This is a genomic window from Paraburkholderia sediminicola (assembly GCF_046026675.1).
Classification (GTDB): domain Bacteria; phylum Pseudomonadota; class Gammaproteobacteria; order Burkholderiales; family Burkholderiaceae; genus Paraburkholderia; species Paraburkholderia sediminicola_F.
Map to the genome: position 1 here is coordinate 635,843 of NZ_JAQQEY010000001.1, position 20,991 is coordinate 656,833.

The following is a 20,991-nucleotide window of genomic DNA, read 5'->3' on the forward strand; positions in this document are numbered from 1 at the left end:
CCGCTCATGCTGGATCTTCATGCGCTGCGTTCATGCAGTGCGACTAATACCGTTGGTTGTCATGCATCTTTCACAATCGGCTCGTAGCGTTAGCGCTCTTTTAACGTGCTGGCGTTTTTTTGCCAGCTTATCGAGCCTGCCTTTGCCCTTGCCCAATTCATCGCCCGAATCCGCACCGGCCAGTGCCGAGATGGTCTGGAACGTGCCTCTGCATGAACATGAACATCCATGGTACGACCATGTGCGGCTGAAACGTGTCTTCGTGACGGACGGTACGCGCCATCAGGTGGTCATGGTCGATGCGCGCAAGTTGCTGGAATGCGCGGATCGCGACAACACCGATTACGTGTTGAAACCGGTCGCCGAATGGCATTCGGGCAAGGTGCGTGGCATCCGCGAATTTCTCGATCCAGAGAATCCGCGCATTCCGCCGATGCCGTACGTGACGATATCGACGCGTCGCGCGCCGGGTTTGCTCGGCTGGTTCGGTCTCGAGCGCGAGGGCGTGGTGGCGTTTCGCAACGGGCAGCATCGTGCGCGCTATCTGGCCGACGCGGGCGCGCGCTGGTTTCCGGTGGAAGTGCACGAACGCGAGGCGGCCTTGCTGCGCGAGATATGCGGCGCAGCGGACGACGCCCGCACGGTAATCCGCCCGACTACCGTGGATGGCAGGGGCACTACCTAACTTCGCGCCTGTACGACATTGCGTGGGGTGCCGGCCTGCCATGCCGCGACGTTCTCGAGCGTGGTCTGCGCGATCTCGTTCATCGCCTCGCGCGTGAAGAATGCCTGGTGCGCGGTGACGATCACGTTCGGGAACATCAACAGACGCGCCAGCACGTCGTCCTGCAACGGCAGGTTCGAGTGGTCCTCGAAAAAGAGGCCGCCTTCTTCCTCGTACACGTCGAGCCCGAGATGGCCGAGCTGGCCATCTTTCAACGCGCCGATCAGCGCATTGCTTTCGACAAGACCGCCGCGCCCCGTATTGATCAGCATCGCGCCACGCTTCATCTTCGCGAGCGCGGGCTCGTCGATCAGATGGTACGTGCCCGGCACCAGCGGACAATGCAGGCTGACGACGTCGCTTTCAGCGAGCAGGGTGTCGAGCGGCACGTAGCGCGCGCCGAGGGCAAGCAGATCGTCGGCCGGCGTACCGGGGTCATGAGCAAGCACCTGCATGCCGAAGCCCGCCATGATGCGGCCGAACACGTGCCCGATCACGCCGGTGCCGATCACGCCCACAGTCTTGCCGTGCAGGTCGAAGCCGAGCAGCCCATGCAGCGAGAAATCGCCTTCACGGGTGCGCGCGACCGCGCGCGGTAAGCGCCGGTTTAGCGCCAGAATCAGACCGACCGCATGTTCCGCGACCGCGTGCGGCGAGTAGGCCGGCACTCGCGCAACCGTCATGCCGAGACGTTCGGCCGCGGCCAGGTCGACGTGATTGAAGCCCGCCGAGCGCAGCGCGATCATGCGCGTGCCGCCGGCATGGAGACGTTCCAGTACGGCGGCGTCGACGTTGTCGTTGACGAACGGACAGACCACTTCATAGCCCTGCGCGAGGATCGCGGTTTCGACATCGAGGTGCGATTCCTGGAAGTGCAGTTCATAGCGATGCGTGCCGTTGGCCTCGCCGAACGTGTCGCTATCGTATTGGCGGCTGCTGAACAGGATCATGCGCATGAGCGGCTCCGAAGGATGAGTGCCGGCGCGGCGAATGCCGATTCACGACGCGGCATGCAGGCAAGTCAGTATATCGGCACTTAATGGCAATGACCGCCGCTTGCGATGTACGGTCCGAAAACCATTTCGACCTTTACTAAAGATCATCTTTTGCGAAGCGAAAACGGCCGCAATTGAAAATCATATTGACAGCGCTGCCGAACTACAATATTTATTAAAAAAGCAGTACCAAAAAAGCATGTTCAATCATGCCAAGAGAGAACCGGCCGCCAGAAGAGCATGGCCTTTTCAAGGCGTCGGGCAAACTTCGCGAGGAAAGTGTGACTGTCGAACTTGCTGAAAATTATTTCACTATCGCTATCGTCGCTGCATTGCGGCATATCTTCTTTGGCGCCGAGAGCGTCATGCCATTGCCATAAACTTTCCATTCACCGAATCCGGTCATGCCGGATGAATAATTCCTGAGTCGGGGTGACTCGGATCGAATTCATTTCAAATTCCAGAAAGATTTTTCATCTTTCTGCTAATAAACCGTAAATCGGCGAGCCAACATGATCGGTGAATTGCTGAGGTCTCAACCGGAGATCGCGCTGTTCGCAAGCCTTGCAATTGGATATTTCATTGGTTCGTTTCGCGTGGGGCCAATTCAGCTGGGCGGCGTCTGCGGCACGTTGATCGTGGCCTTGCTGTTGGGGCAGACGGGCGCGCGGCTTGCCCCCGATTTGAAGAACATCGCCTTTGCGCTGTTCATCTTTGCGCTGGGTTTCACTGGTGGACCACAGTTCTTTGCCAACATTGGCCGGGGCTGGCGCTATGGCTTGCTGTCGGTGGTCGAGATCGTCTCGGTGCTGGTGCTGATCATGATCGCGGTCCTCGTGATGCGGCTCGACGCCGGCACAGCGGCCGGTTTGCTGGCTGGCGCCGCGACGGAGTCGGCCGTGATCGGCACGGCTTCGGAGGCGATTGCCAAGCTCGGCTTCAGCGACGCTGAGACGCTGCGCTTGCAGGCCAACATCGTGACCGCGTACAGCGTGAGCTACCTGTTCGGCCTGATCACCATCGTCCTGTTCACGAGCCAGTTCGCGCCCCTGCTGCTGCGCGTCAATCTGCGCGAAGAAGCCGAGCGCGTATGGCACAAGCTCGGCGGCGACGGTGCCTTCGGCGAGGGTCAGCGGGCCGCGGCCCCGGCGCTCGTGGGCCGCGCGTTCCGGGTCGGCACGGCGGCCGGCGGGACGATCCAGGCGCTCGAACAGAAGCACGGCTTCAATCTGACCATCGAGCAGGTTCGGCGCAACGGAGCCGACGTGCCGGTCGAGCCGCAGCTGACGTTGGCCGCGGGCGACCTGATCCTCGTGGGCGGGCGGCGCGAAGCGATGGTCGCCGCGGCTGCCAGCCTCGGCGAAGAAGTGGCGGACGCCGGCTTCAGCCAGATCGTCGCGGAGAAGCTCGACGTCGTGCTGACGCGCAGCGACGCGCATGGTCTGACGGTCGCTCAGCTGCGCGAACGGGCGAAGCCGGAGGAAGGGCGCGGCATCTACATCGCGGCAGTCACGCGGCTTGAAACCACTGTGCCCGCGCTGCCCGGCACCGAGCTCAATCGCGGCGACGTGCTGACGCTGGTGGGCGCGAAAGCCGACGTCGAGCGTGGTGCGCGGAACCTGGGCTACGTGCTCACCGCGACCCAGAAAACCGACTTCGTTTATCTCGGCCTGGGCGTGCTGCTCGGCATGGCGATCGGCCATCTCGGCGGGCGCATCGGCGGTGTGTCGATCGCGCTCGGCACGGGCGGCGGCTGCCTGCTGTCGGGCCTGCTGTTCGGCTGGATCCGTTCGCGCCATCCGTTAGTCGGCTCGCTGCCTTCGGCCGCCGCACAAATTCTCAAGGACTTCGGCCTTGCCACCTTCATTGCCGCCGTCGGGCTGTCGGCGGGGCCCGATGCCATCAAGCTGGTGCGCGAATACGGTCTGGCGCTGCCCGTCGCCGGCATCCTGATGGTGCTCGTTCCCGGTCTGTTGTCGCTCTGGATCGGCCGCGCGTTTCTCAAACTCGAAGCGCCCATGCTGCTCGGCGCCATTGCCGGTCAGCAATGCAGCACGCCGGCGATTAGCGCGCTGGTCGGCGTAACCGGCAACTCGACACCCGTGATCGGCTACACGATCACCTATGCACTCTCGAACATTCTGCTGCCGTTGATGGGGCCGGTCGTGGTCGGTCTTGCCGGGAAGTTCGGCTAGGCGGGGCAGATGGGCTGCGCGCGGCGTGGCGCGCAGTCGATCGTATACGGATGCCGTGAGGTTCGTATGCACATGCAGCATCCAGTACTCAGTACCGCAAACTATCCAGCGAGGGCATGATGGACTGGCTACATCACATTTTTCAGAAATCACCCGAGATTGCGCTGTTTCTGTCACTTGCAGCCGGCTATTTCATCGGGCAGATCAACTTCGGAAAATTCCAGTTAGGCGGCGTAGGCGGTTCATTGCTCGCCGCAGTTTTGATCAGTCAGGCGGGCGTGACGATCGACAACGGCGTGAAATCGGTGATGTTCGCCGTGTTCATTTACGCGGTCGGCTACGACTCCGGACCGGGCTTCTTCAACTCGCTGAACCGCAAGACGCTGCGTGAAATCGCAATGGCGATATTTCTCGCCGTCACCGCACTGATCACTGTGGTGATCTGCGCGAAGCTGTTCCATCTGAACAAGGGTCTCGCAGCCGGACTCGCGGGCGGTGCGCTGACGCAGTCGGCGATCATCGGCACGGCCGGCGACGCCATCGCGCGTCTCGGTCTGCCCGCCGATCAGGTCAAGTCGCTGCAATCCGATGTGGCGATCGCCTATGCGGTGACCTACGTGTTCGGCTCGCTCGGCGCCATCATTGTCTGCGTGAACATCCTGCCGAAGTTCATGGGGCAGAGTCTGCGCGACGCCTCGATCGAAGCAGAGCGTGAACTATCTGCAGGTTCGTCGTCACTCGGAGCGGGGCAAATTCGTGCGTTGCCTGAACTGGTGGGGCGTGCGTACAAGATCGACGTCAGCGCCGGGAAAACGGTCAAGGCAGTCGAGACCCTGCATCAGGACATGTTGACGATCGAGCGGATCAAGCGTGACGGTAAGAATCTCGAGCCGACGCCTGATCTGGCCTTGCAACTCAACGACGAAGTGCTGGTGGTGGGCCGCCGGGAGGCGGTGGTCGCCTTCGGTGCGAACGGCAACGAGATCGCCAGCGTCGACGATATTGGTGTCGTGATGCAGACGCGCGACGGCGTGTTCACACGTAAAGGCATGAACCACACGACGATCGCCGCTGCACGCGAAGTCGTGGATCGCGACATGCGTCACGGCGTCTATATCCAGAGCGCCTCGCGTGCGGGCCAGCCGCTGCCGATCCTGCCCGAAACCAAACTCGAGCACGGCGACGTGATCACCTTCTACGGTTCGCCGAAAGACACCAAGCGCGCCGTCGATGCAGCCGGCTATGAGCTGCCGTACAGCAACAAAACCGACTTCATCTACATGGGTGTCGGCATTGTGCTAGGTCTGCTTATCGGTCTAATTGTCGTCGACGTGGGCGGCGTTCCGCTCACGCTCGGTTCCGGCGGCGGCTGTCTGCTGGCCGGCCTGCTGTTCGGCTGGATGCGCGGCAAGCATCCGATGTATGGCGCAATGCCGTCTGCGGCTTCGCAGTTGCTGAAGGACTTCGGCCTCGCGGCGTTCGTCGCGGTGGTCGGTTTGAATTCGGGCTTGCAGGCCGTGGTGACCGTCAAGCAAAGCGGTATGACGATCTTCCTGCTCGGTGTGGTTGTCACTGTACTGCCGCTGATACTGACGATGCTATTCGGCCGTTACGTGCTGCGCTACAACAACGCGGCCATCCTCGCCGGCGCGCTGACAGGTTCACGCAGTGCCAACCCCGCATTCGGCGGGGTACTCGACAAGGCTGAAAGCGCCGTACCCACCGTGCCGTTCGCGATCACGTATGCAATTGCGAACGTCGCACTGACGTTGCTCGGACCGCTCGTGGTCGGGCTGGTTTAGGCCGGTTCAGCGTACGCATTTATCGATCTCTCTTACGCCGGCGGCAACTGAACGTGTCCTTCGTGGCGCCGGCGTCATTCACTTGCACATTGGAGAACGCATCATGGCAAAAGAGAAAAGCGGCAAGAAACAAGGCGACATGGCTCAAGCCGGCTTTGCGGCGCTCAGCCCGTTCGAACTCAAGGACGAACTGATCAAGGCCGCGGGCGGCGGCGCAGTGGAGCGCGCCGCCAACGCATCGATGCTCAACGCCGGCCGCGGCAACCCGAACTTCCTCGCGACGATTCCGCGCCACGGCTTCTGGCAGCTTGGCCTGTTTGCGATGCGCGAGTCGGAGCGATCGTTTGCGTTCATGCCCGAGGGTGTCGGTGGATTCCCGCGACGTGAAGGGCTGACGGAGCGCTTCGATCTGTTCCTGCGCGAAAACAAGGGCGTGCCCGGCATCGACTTTCTGCGCGGCGCGGTGTCGTATGTGCGCGATCAGCTCGGACTCTCCGCAGGCGACTTCCTCTATGAAATGTGCGAGGGCATTCTCGCGTCGAACTACCCGGTGCCGGATCGGATGCTCAAGCTATCCGAACTGATTGTCGGGCAGTATTTGCGCAAGGAGATGATCGGCAACCATCCGTTCGTCGGCGAGTTCGACGTGTTCGCGGTGGAAGGCGGCACGGCGGCGATGACGTACATCTTCAACACGATGCGCGAAAATCACCTGATCAAACCGGGTGACACGATTGCGCTGGGCTTGCCGATCTTCACGCCGTACATCGAAATTCCGCGCCTGAACGACTATCAGCTGAACGTCGTCAATCTCGAAGCCACGGTTGAAAGCGGCTGGCAGTATTCGAAGAAGGAACTCGACAAGCTGCGCGATCCGAAGGTGAAGGCGTTCTTCCTCGTGAACCCGAGCAACCCGCCTTCGGTGAAGATCGACGACGAGAGCCTTCAATATATCGCGGACATCGTCAAGGAACGCCCCGATCTGATTCTGTTGACCGACGACGTGTACGGCACCTTCGCCGACGACTTCGTCTCGCTGTTCGCGCTCGCGCCGAAGAACACGATTCTCGTGTACTCGTACTCGAAATATTTTGGCGCGACTGGCTGGCGTCTCGGCGTGATCGCGACGCATCGCGACAACGTGCTCGACAAGCTGATCGCCGAGCTGCCGAAGGACGCGAAGAAGCAGTTGCACGAGCGTTATGAATCGATCACGACCGAACCGGACAAGCTCAAGTTCATCGATCGGCTCGTTGCCGACAGCCGCACTGTCGCGCTGAATCACACGGCGGGTTTGTCGACGCCGCAGCAGGTGCAGATGGTGCTGTTCTCGCTGTTTTCGCTGATGGACACGCCCGACGCGTACAAGAACGCGTTGAAGCGCCTGATCCGCAAGCGCAAGCAGGCGCTGTACGAAGAGGTCGGCATCTCGTTCGAAGACGACGATCCTAACCAGGTCGACTACTACACGATTCTCGACATCGAGTTCCTTGGCGAGCGCATGTTCGGGCGCGAGTTCGTCGACTGGCTGCTGAAGAACACCGAGCCTTCGGAATTGCTGTTCCGCCTCGCGCGCGAAGCACGCGTGGTGCTGTTGCCGGGACGCGGTTTTGGTACGCAGCATCCGTCGGGACGGGTGTCGTTGGCTAATCTGAACGAGTCGGACTATCGGCAGATCGGCCGCGCGATGCGCAAGCTGATCGAGGAATACGTCGAGCGCTACAACGCGGCCACCGGCAAGAAGCTCGATAAGACCAAGGTGAAGTGACAAACCCCTTGCGCAATTGTGCGGATCAGTGAATGATCGGTTAAGCGGCCCCGCCAGTGTCATTGCTGGCGGGGCCGCTTGTCCCTTTGCACTCTGACATTCACGTACCGATCATGCCGACTTCATCCACCTCTGCCGCACCGGTTTCCTACGCTGTGCCTTGTCCGGTTGTCGAATCCCTCGACGCCATTCTTCCCGAAGAGCCGTTGCTGATGATGGGTGCCGGCCCCGTGCCGATTCCCGCGGCGGTGGCCAAGGCCAATACGGTGGTGATCAACCACTTGGGCAGCACGATGGTGAAGGTGATCGGCCAGGTGAAAACCATGGCGCGCTACGTATTCCAGACGAATTCGAAGTGGGTGCTGGGCGTAGCCGGGCCGGGTTCTGCCGCGATGGAAATGGCGATCTCCAACCTCGCGTGGGAAGGCACGAAAGTGCTGAGCATCAAGAACGGTTTTTTTAGTGAACGGATGGCGGAGATGGGTCGGCGCGTCGGCGCGGAAGTCGCGATTCTCGACGTCGAGGACGGTACCGTGGCGAGTCTCGAAAGCGTGGCTGAGGCGATCCGCCGCGAGCGTCCCGAGATCGTGACGATCGTGCAGGGCGAGACGTCGAACACCGTGTGGAATCATCAATTGAAGGAGATTGCGGCGCTCGCGAAAGCGGCCGGCGCGCTGGTCATCGTCGACGCGGTGTGTACGTTGAGCACGATGCCCTTGGAGATGGACGCGTGGGGCATCGATGCGGTCATTACCGGCGGGCAGAAGGGCTTGTCGTCGATCCCGGGTGTTTCGCTGATCGCGTTTTCGGATGAGGCATGGGCACGGGTGAAGGGGCGCACGGCGCCGAATGCGCATTGGTGTCTTGATGCGTCGCTTGCTGAGAATTTCTGGCACAACGCAGGCTATCACTATACGGCGCCGGTGTCGGGTGTGCTGGCGTTGCATGAGGCGTTGCGTCTTGTGTGTGCGGAGACGCTTGAGAAGCGGTTTGCGCGGCATTTGAAGTGTTCGGTGGCGCTGCAGGCGGGGATTACTGCGTTGGGTTTGCAGCTCTATGCGCCAGCGCCTTGTCGTCTGAATTCAGTTGTTGGCATCGTTGTACCGGAGCGCTTGAGTCCTGCTGATATCTGCGGTCATATCTCGCGGCATCATCAGGTGGAAATTTCGGGTTCGTTTGGTTTGCCAATCGTGCGTATTGGGCAGATGGGCGAGCAGTGCCGGGAGCACAACCTGTTCAGGACCTTGCATGCGCTTGGGCGGACAATGGTGGATCTTGGCGTTAAGGTTGAGTTGCCGGCTGGGGTGGCGGCGCTTGAGCGTGGGTTGTCGGAAGGGAAGTGAGGGTTTTTTTGCCTTCGCGGCGCTTGTTGTTCGTGCCTCTGGCTTTGGTGCCTTTCCTTGAATTGTTAGTGGTCTATTAGTGTTGCCCCTGTGCGGGGCGGCACCTACTTTTCTTTGCTTGCCGCAAAGAAAAGTAGGCAAAAGAAAGCGGCTCAAACCGCTAATGCTAAGTGGGGTCCGTGGTCTGCTGCGGGTAGTGGTGCATCTGGAATCCGTGTTCTCGCACATTCCGCGTGAGTGACAAAGGAGTCATCAACTCCCACTCCGCACTGCGTGCGTCGCGGACGGGTATGCATGGGAAACCAGGGGCTTCGGTTGGCGTAGCGGGGGCCGTCGGCTTCGCCTCGGCGAGGCGCTCCTGCATTCACCCGGGAACCCCCCACTTAAATGATATGTCGGTGTGCCGCAATCATAGTCACGGTCACGGCTGCGGTGGTGGCAGTGCAATGACGGCCACGCCCCGTTGGCGAGGCGTGGCCGTCAAAACGTAGAGGGTGGTTTTGTGAAGTGCTCTTCGGCGCGCGCAGCGCCGCCGGAAGAATGACGCCCTTGTCACTAGCACATGCAGGGGCACGAACACAGATTCCAGATGCACCACTACCCGCTGCAAACCACGGTGCCCACTTAGTATTAGCGGTTTGAGCTGCTTTCTTTTGCCTACTTTTCTTTGCAGCCGGCAAAGAAAAGTAGGTGCCGCCCCGCACAGGGGCAACACTAATAGACCACTAACAATTCAAGGAAAGGCCAAAGCGCTAAGAACACAGACAACAAGCACCGAGCAAGCAAAAAAATCAGGTCGCCGCAGGCGCATTAGGCGCTCTCGAATTCCGCAAATACATCATCGTCGACAGCACGACCGCCATCGCGGAAGCCACCGCTGCAAACAGAAACACCTGCGCGTAGCCAAACTCCCCAGCGATATACCCGGCCAACGGCCCGGTAATTCCCAGCGAGAGATCAAGAAACACAGAATAAGCCGACAAAGCCGCCCCCCGGCTAGCGGGCGGCACAAGCCCAACCGCTTCCACACCAAGAGCAGGAAACACCAAAGCAAACCCAAACCCGGTCAACGCCGCCCCCGCAAGGGCAATATGCGGCTCCGGCGCCAACCACAACATCAACAATCCAGCACATTCAAACGAAAACGAAGCAATCGCGACCCGGAACCCACCGTAAGCCTTGATCGTATTAGCGAACAACAGGCGTGCACCGATAAACAGCGTGCCAAAAACAGTCAGCGACAAAGCCGCATTAGGCCAATGCCGCGCGGCATAAAACAGCGTGATAAACGTCGCAATCGACCCAAAGCCGGCCGAACCCAGCGCCAACCCAATTCCATGTGGCAGCACCCGCGTGAACACGCTCCGGTACGACATCCGCTCGCCATGCACGATCGGCACCGGTGCGATAGGCCGCGCCAGATAAAACCCGAGCGCCGCCAGCAAAATCACCAGAACGCCCAACGCGGCGAACCCTATCGTGTGCGCAATCGCTACGCCGAGCGGCGCGCCAATCGCGAGCGCGCCGTAAGTCGCGATACCGTTCCACGAAATCACCCGGGCATTGTTGCTCGTGCCCACCCGGCCGATGCCCCACAAAATCGCGCCGGTGCCGCACAGGCTTTCGCCGAAGCCGAGTACGAGACGGCTGCACACCAGCAGACCCAGGCTCACCACGGGCCAGCGCCCGCACAATACGGCCACCAGCAACAAGATCCCGCTCGCGCCGCAACCCAGCAGGCCGATTGTTACCGTCCGCTTCGGCCCCAACGTGTCGGCCGAGCGGCCAGCGAGCGGCCGCGATGCCAGCGTCGCCAGGTACTGAACACTGATCGCCGCGCCGGCCAGAATCGCGCTGTATCCCAGGTCATCGTGGACGTAGCCCGGCAGCACCGCGAGCGGAATTCCGATCGTCAGGTAGCAAAGAAACGTGAAAAAGACGACCGGAATGATCTGCATGGTCGTCGCAAATTCGCTGCGAGGTGTCGCTGAGTCGGTGGACATGGGGAAAACGAGACTTGAAAACGGCAGGAAGGCGTGATTTTCCCATGGAACCGATTCCCTTGCAGGGATTGCTTAATACTTTCGGTAGCTAAATAACGGTGCCGGATCGATATAGTGGTCCGTTCTCACGCTGCACGAGCGGTGTTTTGATGTGAAACGGATGAGTGGGGCATGGTCATCAATGGCTGTAAAACTATAATTGTTATATAAATGTGGCAAAACAGCCAGATCAACATAAGCCAGCCTACCCTCAAACCCATCTCTATATCGTTTCGCGAATATGTCCCGCATGCGATCCCCGCTATGGGTTGTATTTATTGATGGTGATAGTTTTCGAACCATCATCGCAGCACGTCCCAACGGACACAGAACATTGAGAGCAACGAGACATGACTGAGCCGATTCGCTTCTACCACCGCAACGCGATCCGTGAGATCAAAGATGCGCCCGTCACCCGCACCGTCCTGCAGTATTTGCGAGAAAACGTGCATTGCACCGGCACCAAGGAAGGCTGTGCCGAAGGCGACTGCGGCGCGTGCACGGTCGTGATTGGTGAGCGCAACGAGGCGGGCGGCGTCGACTTCAAGGCGGTCAATGCCTGCATCCAGTTCGTGCCGACGTTGGACGGCAAAGCGCTCTACACCGTCGAAGACCTGCGTCAGCCGGACGGCTCGCTGCATCCGGTGCAGGAAGCGATGGTCGAGTGTCACGGTTCGCAATGCGGTTTCTGCACGCCGGGTTTCGTGATGTCGATGTGGTCGCTGTACGAGAAGCACGGCCACGAACATAGCTGCGCGAACAAGACGGTGCCGTCGCGCGACGACATCAGCAATGCGCTGACCGGCAATCTGTGCCGCTGCACCGGCTATCGTCCGATCGTCGACGCGGCCGTGCGCATGTTCGAAGCGCCCGCGCCGAAAGCGCCGGTCAATATCGAAGCCCTGTCGAACACGCTCGCCACGCTCGAGCGCAAGGACACGTTCCATTACCAGCACGCCGGCCAGCAGTTCGACGCGCCGCGCACTGTCGACGCGCTCGCGAAAATCAAGGAAGCCGAACCGGGCGCCCGCATCCTCGCCGGCAGCACGGACATCGGCTTGTGGGTGACGAAGCAGATGCGTGAACTGGGCAACATCGTCTACGTCGGTCAGATTGCGGAGCTGCAAAAGCTCGAAACCAACGACGACTGGATCGAAATCGGCGCAGGCGTGACCGTCGAAAAGGCTTACGCGGAAATTGCGAAGCAATATCCGGAACTCACCGAAATGTGGCAACGCTTCGCGTCGCTGCCGATCCGCAATGCCGGCACGCTCGGCGGCAATATCGCCAACGGCTCGCCGATCGGCGATTCGATGCCTGGCCTGATTGCGCTCGGCGCGCATGTGATCGTGCGCGGCGGCGAGATTGAACGCGAAATGCCACTCGAGGATCTGTACCTCGCGTATCAGAAGAAGGACATGGCTGAGCACGAATTCGTCGTCGGACTCAAGGTGCCGACCCGCATCGGCGCGCGCAAGAATCTGCAGTTCCGCACCTACAAACTGTCGAAGCGTTTCGACTCGGACATCTCGGCGGTGTGCGCCGCGTTCTCCTTCATCGCCGACGGCAACCTGATCCGCGAGCCGCGCATTGCGTTCGGCGGCATGGCCGCCACCTCGAAGCGCGCAACGCACGCTGAAGCCGTGCTGCGCGATGCCGAATGGCACGAAGCCACCGCGCAAGCCGCGATGCTCGCACTCGGCAACGACTACGCGCCGCTCTCCGACATGCGCGCGACCAGCAACTACCGCCTCGAAGCGGCGAAGAACACCTTGTATCGCTTCTGGCTCGAAACGCGGCCGAACAATCCGCTGCCCAAGAGCGCACTGGATGTTCGTGCGGTTGCCGCTGCTTGCGCCCCGGCGAGCGCCTGAGAAGCCAAGGATACGGAGAACAAAGAATGAATCAGCACGCAGAACCGTTCCTGAAAGACCTTCAGGATCTCGACGACTTTACCCAGGTCCACATCTCGCGCCCGCACGAGTCCGCGCATCTGCACGTGAGCGGCCGCGCCACCTACACCGACGACATTCCGACGCTCGCCGGCACGCTGCACGCCGCACTCGGCCTGTCGCCGAAAGCGCACGCGAAGATCGTCTCGATGGCGCTCGACAAAGTGCGCGCCACGCCTGGCGTGGTCGCGATCTTCACCGCGGGCGATATCCCCGGTGTCAACGACGTGGGTCCGATCATCCACGGCGACGATCCGATTCTCGCGGACGGTGTCGTGCAATACGTCGGCCAGCCGATGTTCATCGTGGTCGCGACCTCGCATGAAATCGCGCGCCTCGCTGCGCGCCGCGCCGAAGTCGTCTACGAAGAACTGCCGGCCATTCTCACCGCGCAACAGGCCCGCGCCGCGAACCAGCACGTCCTGCCGCCGATGAAACTCGCGCGCGGCGAAGCCGATACGAAGATCGCTCGCGCCGCTCGCCGCGAAGCCGGCGAGATGCTGCTCGGCGGCCAGGAGCAGTTCTATCTGGAAGGCCAGATTTCGTACGCGGTGCCGAAGGACGACGACGGCATGCACGTCTACTGTTCGACGCAGCACCCAACCGAAATGCAGCACATGGTCGCGCACGCGTTGGGCGTGGCGTCGCACAACGTGCTGATCGAATGCCGCCGGATGGGAGGCGGTTTCGGCGGCAAGGAATCGCAATCGGGTCTGTTCGCGTGTTGCGCTGCGCTCGCTGCATGGAAGCTGCTGTGCCCGGTCAAGCTGCGTCCGGACCGCGACGACGACATGATGGTCACCGGCAAGCGCCACGATTTCCACTACACGTACGAAGTGGGCTACGACGACAAGGGCGTGATCGACGGCGTGACGGTCGACATGACCTCGCGTTGCGGCTTCTCCGCCGACCTGTCCGGTCCGGTGATGACGCGCGCGCTGTGCCACTTCGACAACGCGTACTGGTTGTCCGACGTAACGATCGACGGCTTCTGCGGCAAGACCAACACGCAGTCGAACACCGCGTTCCGCGGCTTCGGTGGTCCGCAAGGCGCGTTCGCGATCGAGTACATCATGGACAACGTCGCGCGTTCGGTGGGCGAGGATTCGCTCGACGTGCGCCGCCGCAATCTGTACGGTAAGACTGAGCGCAACCAGACGCCGTATGGTCAGGTGGTCGAAGACAACGTCATTCACGAATTGATCGACGAACTCGAAGCGACCAGCGAATACCGCGCGCGCCGTGCGGCGATCAACGAGTTCAACGCGAACAACGAAGTGCTGAAGAAGGGCCTGGCGCTCACGCCGGTCAAGTTCGGCATCGCGTTCAACGTGACCCACTTCAACCAGGCCGGCGCGCTCGTGCATATCTACACCGACGGTTCGGTGCTGGTGAACCACGGCGGCACCGAAATGGGCCAGGGTTTGAACACCAAGGTCGCACAGGTCGTCGCGCATGAACTGGGCATCGGCTTTAACCGCATCCGCGTCACGGCGACCGATACGAGCAAGATCGCCAATACGTCGGCGACCGCTGCATCGACGGGCTCGGACCTGAACGGCAAAGCGGCGCAAGACGCCGCGCGCCAGTTGCGCGAACGTCTGTCAGCGTTCGCCGCTGAGCGTTTCGGCGCAGGGCAGGTGGCCGCGTCAGAAGTGCGTTTCGTGCACGATCGCGTGGTGGTCGGCGAGATGATCGTGCCGTTCGAAGAAGTGATCGCGAAGGCCTACGTCGCGCGTGTCCAGCTCTGGTCGGACGGTTTCTATGCAACGCCGAAGCTCTACTGGGATCAATCGAAGCTGCAAGGCCGCCCGTTCTACTACTACTCGTACGGCGCGGCCGTGTCGGAAGTGGTGATTGATACGCTGACCGGCGAAATGCGCGTGCTGCGCGCGGACGCTTTGCATGACGTCGGCGCCTCGCTGAACCCGGCGCTCGACGTCGGCCAGGTGGAAGGCGCGTTCATCCAGGGCATGGGCTGGCTCACGACCGAAGAACTGTGGTGGAACACGGGCGGCAAGCTGATGACGCACGCGCCGTCTACCTACAAGATTCCGACCGTCAACGACACGCCACCCGATTTCCGTGTGCGCCTGTTCAAGAACCGCAATGCGGAGGACAGCATCCACCGTTCGAAGGCGACCGGTGAGCCGCCGCTGCTGCTGCCGTTCTCGGTGTTCTTTGCCGTGCGCGATGCGGTGTCGGCCGTGGGTGACCACAAGGTCAATCCGCCGCTGAATGCGCCCGCGACCAGCGAGGAAATCTTGAAGGCAGTCGGCGCAGTGCGGGCAGCAACCGTGGCGGCGCGGCAGTAAAGCGCAACTGGCCAGCTAAGGACAATCGTGCAAATATCGAAACTCACTGGATTGATCGCCATGAACGACTTTTCCTCCGTTCAGATCGGCCGACGCAGCGCCGTGCAAACGCCGCGTCCGGCGCCCATGCACATTGTGCTGTTCGGTGCGGGGCACGTCGGCCATGCGCTCGTTACGCTGCTCGGCAGCTTGCCGTGTGTTGTCCAGTGGGTCGATGAGCGCGATGAACTGTTCCCCGACGAAACGCCGGCCAACGTGCAGATCGAAGCGACCGACACGCCCGATGCAATCGTCGACACGGCGCCGCCGGGCGCGTATTTCCTCGTGATGACGCATAACCACGCGCTCGATTTTTCGCTCGCTGCGCGCATCATGCGGCGGCGCGATTTCACCTACTTCGGCATGATCGGGTCGAAGACAAAGCGCGTGAAATTCGAGCGTCGTTTGCTGGATCGAGGCGTGGATCTGGATCGGCTGGTGGAGATGACGTGTCCGATTGGCGTGACCGGCATTGTGGATAAAGCGCCTTCGGCGATCGCGGTCGCGGTCTGTGCCGAGTTGCTGCAGATCCGTTCACGTCAGGCCGCAGCTCAGGCGGCAATGCAGAAGCTTTGTGCGAGCGTGTGAGTAGATTGACCGAGGCGCCTGGCGTAAGGAGTTCAACGTCAGGCTCGTAACTTGAACTCCCCAGACTTCAAACCACAACGTCAGCCCTCCGCGGCTGACGTTTCTTTTTTCACCGGTCGTTTCGCACGCCGCACCTTCTGCGCGATCAATTCATCTGACACTTGCGACATCAACGTACGCAGCCAGCCGACATCGCTCGGGCGATCCGGCTGCGGATGCCACAGCTGATAGCACTTGATGCGTGGAAACGGAATCGGCACTTCGACCACGGCGAGCGGCAGGATGCTCGCATAGTGCATCGCAAAACGACGCGTGGTCGTGAAGATCAGATCCGATTGCAACAGCGTTTGCGGCACGAGGCCGAAGTAGGGCAGCGTGGTGACGATGCGCCGCTCGGCGCGGGCCCTTGCGAATCCGATGTCGACGGCGCCGCCGCTTGCGCCGCTATAAGGCGTCGGCGCGAGATGCGGCGCGGCGAGATACGCTTCACGTGTCATCGGCGCGCGCGTGAGCGGATGATCGGCGCGCATCAGGCACACCACCGTATCGGAGAACAGGTCACTGCGCTCGAAACGCGGATCCGGCTTCGGCCAGTTGCCGATCACCAGATCGAGTTCACCGGCATCGAGCGCGGCCGAATGGTCGAGCATCGGGCTGAGCGAATCGATCTCCAGGCGCGCATGCGGCGCCGCTTCGCGAAACTGCGCGATCACAGTGGGCATGAAGAAGTCGTTCAGATAATCCGGCGCCGCCACGCGGAAGGTGCGGCGCGAGCGGCCGGCATCGAAGTCGCCGTGCGGCGTCGCCACGAAATCGACTTCGCGCAGCACGCGTTGCGCCGAGGCCAGCAACGATTCGCCGTATTCGGTCGGTACCATGCCCGACTTGCCGCGCACGAGGATCGGATCGTTCAGCGTCTCGCGCAGTTTGCGCAGCGCGGTGCTGATAGCGGGCTGGGTCTGATTCAGACGCAGCGCGGTTTGTGTGACGCTGCGCTCGACAATCAGCGTGCGCAGCACGCGCACGAGCCAGATATCGAGGGAAGCGGCGGAATCGTCCATGGTTTAGGCGAAGCGATGCAGGCAGGTCGGGCCCGGATGAAGCGTCGTACGGAGCCGCCCGCGAGCCAGATCGCGAGAGCGGGGCGCAAAGGTTATAACCTTAGGCCCGTTTGCGGTGTGGCGGCATAGCCGGCGCGGTATGGCCGGCATCAGGACGGCCTTTTTTGACGCCATCACGTCCAAAAAGACCTGCGCAAGCATAGGCACGGCGTGCCTGTTTGCACGAATATTACGTATTGCTTTCGTTTTAATCGTCGGCCAGGCCGGAAGGCAGCGAACTGATCCGCTTTACTTCCTTCGAGTCGAGCCAGTTCGGCGTGCGTGCGCAGTACAGCACCATGGGCAACGCGTCTTCGCCCCAGAACAACTGGTCGTTCAGACGGAAGGTCGGCACGCCATAGACGCCCAGACCGATTGCATCCGTGGTGTTGCGCTGCAATTGCGCCTTCACTTCTTCGTTCTTGATGAGTTCCGGGCCGTCCGGCATGCCGACGCGCTCGCACAGTTCGGCGAATGCACCATTGCTCGACGGATCGCGGCCTTCGCGCCAGATGAAACGGAAAATCTCGCGTACGAAGCTGATGTCGCCCTTCGCCGCGGTCGCGAGCAGGAGCGGCTTCATTGAGTCGAACGGATGGGCCGGCGGCATCTTGAACGGAATGCCGAGCTGGTCCGCGCGAAACAGCGCGTGGCGATACAGGAAGGTGCGTTTGGCGGGCACGCTATAAGCGGGCCGTTGGCCCCAGTGGTGATACAGATCGTTCAGCACGACCGGCGTGAACGCGAAGTCGAAGCCCGGCCACTTGTCGTGTTGCTCGAGCAACAGGTAGGTGAACGGCGAGACAAAATCGTAAAACCACAGCGGTTGCCTGGCGTCGATGCCTACGGTCATAAGTGTCTCCCGGATTGCCCTTGCCGAACGGTGTCGTCTGCTGGACCGTCGGAATTGTAATGATCTTACGCGGTGCAGCCGCCGCTTGCACCCGTCAATATGGATTTGGACCGGGGATGCCCGACGCGGCGCACGTCAAACTCGACCCCATGGGTCGATACGGGTCCCTAGGCGTGACGGCCGGGCGAAGGCTCGTCGGCTCCCCGCGCTTCAGGTGATTCCGTTGCGTCGTCGGCTTCTGATGCGTGCGCCGAAGCAGGTGGCTGGGGCTCGTCGTCCGAGTCCCCCGCTATGTCGCGCTGAGCCTCACGGCTATGCGTGAGCCGCTCGCGCACGAAGCCGATATGCTCACGCAGCACGTAGAACTGATCCGCATACGCGAGCGGCATTTTTAGCCCGTTCACCGATTCTTCGATCGCGTCGAGCCGCTCGATCAGCGTGGCGCGTTCTTCGGCCGAGTGCTCGCTGAGCGCGCTGCGCTCGATCGCGATCAGCGCGCCGTACCAGCGGTAGATGCGCGATTTCACCCGCCACGTGTACAGCGATGGCACGACGCGCAGCGCCGGAATCAGCAGCACGATCAGCGGCACCACCACCACCAGCAGCCGGTCCGCGAGACTCGCCAGCCAGAACGGCAGGATCCGGTAGAGGAAGCTCTTGCCTGACTTGTAGTAGCGGGCGGCGTCGTCGCTGATCGGGAAATCGTGGGCGAGCGGCGCGGGGAATTCGCCGGCGCGCTGCATGATGTTTGCCTTACCGTGGACCTCGCGTGCCGCTTCGATCAGCAGATCGGACAACGCGGGATGCAACGAGTCGCGCGCCACCAGTTCGGCGGTCGGCGCCACCATATGAATCGGCGTGGACGGCAGGTTCTTGCCGAGGTCGAACGCGCCCATCGGCATCTGGAGCTGCGTTAGGTACGGAAAACGGCGCGTGTAGGCGTCGGCCTGGGTGAAGTCATAGAACTGCACGTTTGGCGTGCGATAGAGCTTGCCCATCACCGCGGGTTGCGCCGAATCGCCGGCCAGAAACGCCGCGTCGATTTTGCCGGCGACGAGTGCCTGGGCGGCGTCGTCGCCGGAGAGCGGCAGCAGTTTGGTCGGACCGCCCGGCACGATGCCGTTTGCCTTGAGCAGTGCGAGCGCCAGTTCGCGCGTGCCGCTGCCTTCGGCGCCGACCGCGAGACGCAAGCCCTTGAATTCGGAGAGCCGTGCGATCGTCGGCCCGTGATAGAAGATCGCCAGCGGCACATAGGCCACGCTGCCAAGCGACATCAAGCCCTCGCTCGCCGGGCCGGGCGCGACCCCGTCCTGCACGAAGCCGACGTCGACGTTCGACTTCGGGTCTGAGAGCCGTTTGAGATTCTGCAGCGAGCCTTCCGAGGGCAAGACGTTCAAGGTGATACGGTTGCGCGCCAGAATCTCCTTGTACTTCTGGGCCGCATTCCAGAAGGTGCTGCCTTCGGGGCCGGCGCTGATCGTCAGCGTGCTGGGCGGGGCGGGCTGGATCAGGCGCACGGCGACCCAGATCGCCGCGATGGCGATCAGCACGAGCGGTCCGAACGAGACCGCCAGATCGCGCCAGGAGATCGCCACGAAACGGGCGACGAGACGGGGAGGGCGTGTGCGGCCGGTGGCTGGCTTCATCGGGTGACGTGACGGCTACGGTCGAAAGTGAACAGGATGGTGGCGTTCCGCGGCGCGCGAACCGGGCGAAGCGTTCGCGCCATGCCGGGCTGGCTGCCGTACAAGACATACAAGCCGCGCGGCAGCGCGTCGCGCCGATGGTACCTGAGATTCGTGCGGCGGCGCAGCGTCCGGCCGGCGCGGGCGCCGTCAAACCCGTAACAATTCGTGAACGGCACGTGACCGGTACATGAACGTCCCATCAGCGTCCCATGACCGGCATATGACCGGCCGGCGAAGCATGCCTGCACCAGAATATGAACGGCGCATGAACAAAACACGCCCGATGCCCCCTCTGACAACCGGAATGCACTGCAACGTATGACTAAACCCTTTGCGCTTCCGGCGCGGCTAGATTAAATTGTGCATCGCTGCCGCGAACAGATGTTTGCACAGCGTGACCCGGCACGACAGACAAGAACCGGGCGCGCTGGCGGACCTCGCGGCTTGCCGGCTCCCGTACCGCATTGCATGCGTGGCATCGCATGCGACTAACGGCAGCCGGCCTCTCTCGCCTCTCGCACACCGTGTCGCAGCATAGTCGGCCGTCGCTGAGCCGCGCGTTGTCGCGTCCCGAATGGCCGCCGGTAGTCGTAACGAAGCCGCTTGTACATGCGGTCCAATGTGTAGCTAAGGAGAATAGAAACTATGAAATCGGTCGGTTTTCTGAAAACGCTGGGCTCGGTTGTGGCAATGGTGGTGGCGTGCAATGTGTACGCTCAGGCAAGCGATGCAACGGCTACGGGCACGACCGCAGCGCCGGCTGCAAGCGCCAAGGCCGGCAAGAAGGCCAATAGCCAGCTGGGTCGCAAGGTGCGCGGCGCGCTCGCTAAGGCGAAAGGCATCGACGTCTCGAACATCGCCGTGCGTGCTCGTGGCGGTGCAGTGACGCTGACGGGTTCGGTGCCTGACCAAGGCCAGATCGACGCTGCCGGTGAAGCGGCCAAGGGCGTCGCCGGCGTGACGTCGGTGACGAACAAGCTGACCGTTGTGCAGCAGTAATACGGTTGCAAAGCAGGCCGCGATAAGCGGCCTGCATAAGCGGCTTGCAACAAGCGCACGAGGCGCCGCCAGGCGCGAAAGGCTGCAACAGGAGGTGCATGCGATTCGACATCGCGTTATGCGCCATCGTGATGCATGCCAGTGCGAGGGTTCCAGCGAATACCCGGAGCCCTTTTTTTCGCTTTATTTTTCGTAGCGGTGATTTTTGAAGCGGTGATGATGAGTCAGCCAGTACCGGGCTGAACGCCGGCGCCGCAACAGCCCGTCTGTGCGCTGTGACACACTATCGACGCGGCGCGAAGCGTACTGTGATGCAAGCGGAACCGGAGTCAACGCCATGGAAACCACGCATTTGCGTTATACCGATCTGCCGATCAGCGATCGGGCGGCTTTCGAACTGGTATGTGCGCGGCATGGGTTTGCGCCGGCGCATTTTGACATCAGCGCCTGCCCGGACCCGGGCGATGCCGCACACGAGCGCCTTGTCACGGTTCGGCGCGGCGGTTGGGCGCAGTCATATCACGACCATCACGGTCAATGGGTCCGGCAGTTCGAGACTGATCTGACCTGCCGGTTTTTCAAATAGCG

Annotated in this window: 16 protein-coding genes; 10 read left to right on the plus strand and 6 right to left on the minus strand. The window is 61.7% G+C overall.

Features of this window, described 5'->3' with window-relative positions:
• The first annotated feature begins 61 nt into the window (after positions 1–61).
• Positions 62–685: a plasmid fertility inhibition factor family protein gene (locus tag PQQ86_RS02825; RefSeq protein ID WP_408264773.1), complete on the plus strand. Its 624-nt coding sequence runs from the start codon at positions 62–64 to the stop codon at positions 683–685.
• Here the strand turns inward: PQQ86_RS02825 and PQQ86_RS02830 are convergent.
• Positions 682–1,680, minus strand: a complete 999-nt coding sequence (locus PQQ86_RS02830; RefSeq protein ID WP_408264775.1) for a 2-hydroxyacid dehydrogenase — start codon at positions 1,678–1,680, stop codon at positions 682–684. The genes PQQ86_RS02825 and PQQ86_RS02830 overlap by 4 nt on opposite strands.
• Before the next feature lie 242 nt (positions 1,681–1,922).
• A complete protein-coding gene (locus PQQ86_RS02835) occupies positions 1,923–2,108 on the minus strand; it encodes a hypothetical protein (RefSeq protein ID WP_408264777.1) in 186 nt (61 codons plus the stop codon).
• Positions 2,109–2,231: 123 nt separating this feature from the next.
• On the opposite strand from PQQ86_RS02835, the gene aspT (PQQ86_RS02840) reads away from it, so the two are divergent.
• From aspT (PQQ86_RS02840) to PQQ86_RS02855, 4 genes are all read left to right on the plus strand, one after another.
• Positions 2,232–3,914, plus strand: coding sequence for an aspartate-alanine antiporter (aspT, locus tag PQQ86_RS02840; protein ID WP_408264779.1), 1,683 nt, complete (start codon positions 2,232–2,234; stop codon positions 3,912–3,914).
• Between the two features lie 119 nt (positions 3,915–4,033).
• Positions 4,034–5,716, plus strand: coding sequence for an aspartate-alanine antiporter (gene aspT / locus PQQ86_RS02845; RefSeq protein ID WP_408270032.1), 1,683 nt, complete (start codon positions 4,034–4,036; stop codon positions 5,714–5,716).
• 103 nt (positions 5,717–5,819) lie between these two features.
• Complete coding sequence (locus PQQ86_RS02850; RefSeq protein WP_408201113.1) at positions 5,820–7,484, plus strand: bifunctional aspartate transaminase/aspartate 4-decarboxylase; 1,665 nt, start codon at positions 5,820–5,822, stop codon at positions 7,482–7,484.
• Positions 7,485–7,597: 113 nt separating this feature from the next.
• Positions 7,598–8,827, plus strand: coding sequence for a pyridoxal-phosphate-dependent aminotransferase family protein (locus tag PQQ86_RS02855; RefSeq protein WP_154566596.1), 1,230 nt, complete (start codon positions 7,598–7,600; stop codon positions 8,825–8,827).
• A gap of 791 nt (positions 8,828–9,618) precedes the next feature.
• Here PQQ86_RS02855 and PQQ86_RS02860 read toward each other — a convergent pair.
• Positions 9,619–10,830: an MFS transporter gene (locus PQQ86_RS02860; protein ID WP_408264781.1), complete on the minus strand. Its 1,212-nt coding sequence runs from the start codon at positions 10,828–10,830 to the stop codon at positions 9,619–9,621.
• A 389-nt stretch (positions 10,831–11,219) separates the two neighbouring features.
• On the opposite strand from PQQ86_RS02860, the gene xdhA reads away from it, so the two are divergent.
• The 3 genes from xdhA to xdhC are packed head-to-tail and all read left to right on the plus strand — an operon-like array spanning position 11,220 to position 15,763.
• Complete coding sequence (gene xdhA, locus PQQ86_RS02865) at positions 11,220–12,743, plus strand: xanthine dehydrogenase small subunit (protein WP_408264783.1); 1,524 nt, start codon at positions 11,220–11,222, stop codon at positions 12,741–12,743.
• Between the two features lie 26 nt (positions 12,744–12,769).
• Positions 12,770–15,136, plus strand: coding sequence for a xanthine dehydrogenase molybdopterin binding subunit (gene xdhB, locus PQQ86_RS02870; RefSeq protein ID WP_408264785.1), 2,367 nt, complete (start codon positions 12,770–12,772; stop codon positions 15,134–15,136).
• A gap of 60 nt (positions 15,137–15,196) precedes the next feature.
• Positions 15,197–15,763, plus strand: a complete 567-nt coding sequence (xdhC, locus tag PQQ86_RS02875; protein ID WP_408264787.1) for a xanthine dehydrogenase accessory protein XdhC — start codon at positions 15,197–15,199, stop codon at positions 15,761–15,763.
• 80 nt (positions 15,764–15,843) lie between these two features.
• On the opposite strand, the gene PQQ86_RS02880 is transcribed toward xdhC, so the two are convergent.
• The 3 genes from PQQ86_RS02880 to PQQ86_RS02890 all read right to left on the minus strand — a co-directional run bounded on the left by PQQ86_RS02880 (position 15,844) and on the right by PQQ86_RS02890 (position 19,362).
• Positions 15,844–16,824, minus strand: a complete 981-nt coding sequence (locus PQQ86_RS02880; protein ID WP_408264789.1) for a LysR substrate-binding domain-containing protein — start codon at positions 16,822–16,824, stop codon at positions 15,844–15,846.
• A gap of 247 nt (positions 16,825–17,071) precedes the next feature.
• On the minus strand, positions 17,072–17,716 hold the full coding sequence (locus PQQ86_RS02885; protein ID WP_097391409.1) for a 2-hydroxychromene-2-carboxylate isomerase: 645 nt from the start codon (positions 17,714–17,716) through the stop codon (positions 17,072–17,074).
• Between the two features lie 167 nt (positions 17,717–17,883).
• Complete coding sequence (locus PQQ86_RS02890) at positions 17,884–19,362, minus strand: TAXI family TRAP transporter solute-binding subunit (RefSeq protein WP_408264791.1); 1,479 nt, start codon at positions 19,360–19,362, stop codon at positions 17,884–17,886.
• Positions 19,363–20,049: 687 nt separating this feature from the next.
• Between PQQ86_RS02890 and PQQ86_RS02895 the strand changes: the two genes are divergently transcribed.
• Together PQQ86_RS02895 and PQQ86_RS02900 are read left to right on the plus strand one after the other, a co-directional pair.
• Positions 20,050–20,403, plus strand: a complete 354-nt coding sequence (locus PQQ86_RS02895) for a BON domain-containing protein (RefSeq protein WP_408264793.1) — start codon at positions 20,050–20,052, stop codon at positions 20,401–20,403.
• Positions 20,404–20,740: 337 nt separating this feature from the next.
• The gene (locus PQQ86_RS02900; protein WP_097391412.1) at positions 20,741–20,989 is read left to right on the plus strand and encodes a hypothetical protein; all 249 of its coding nucleotides are present in this window, start codon (positions 20,741–20,743) and stop codon (positions 20,987–20,989) included.
• The last annotated feature ends 2 nt before the right edge of the window (positions 20,990–20,991 follow it).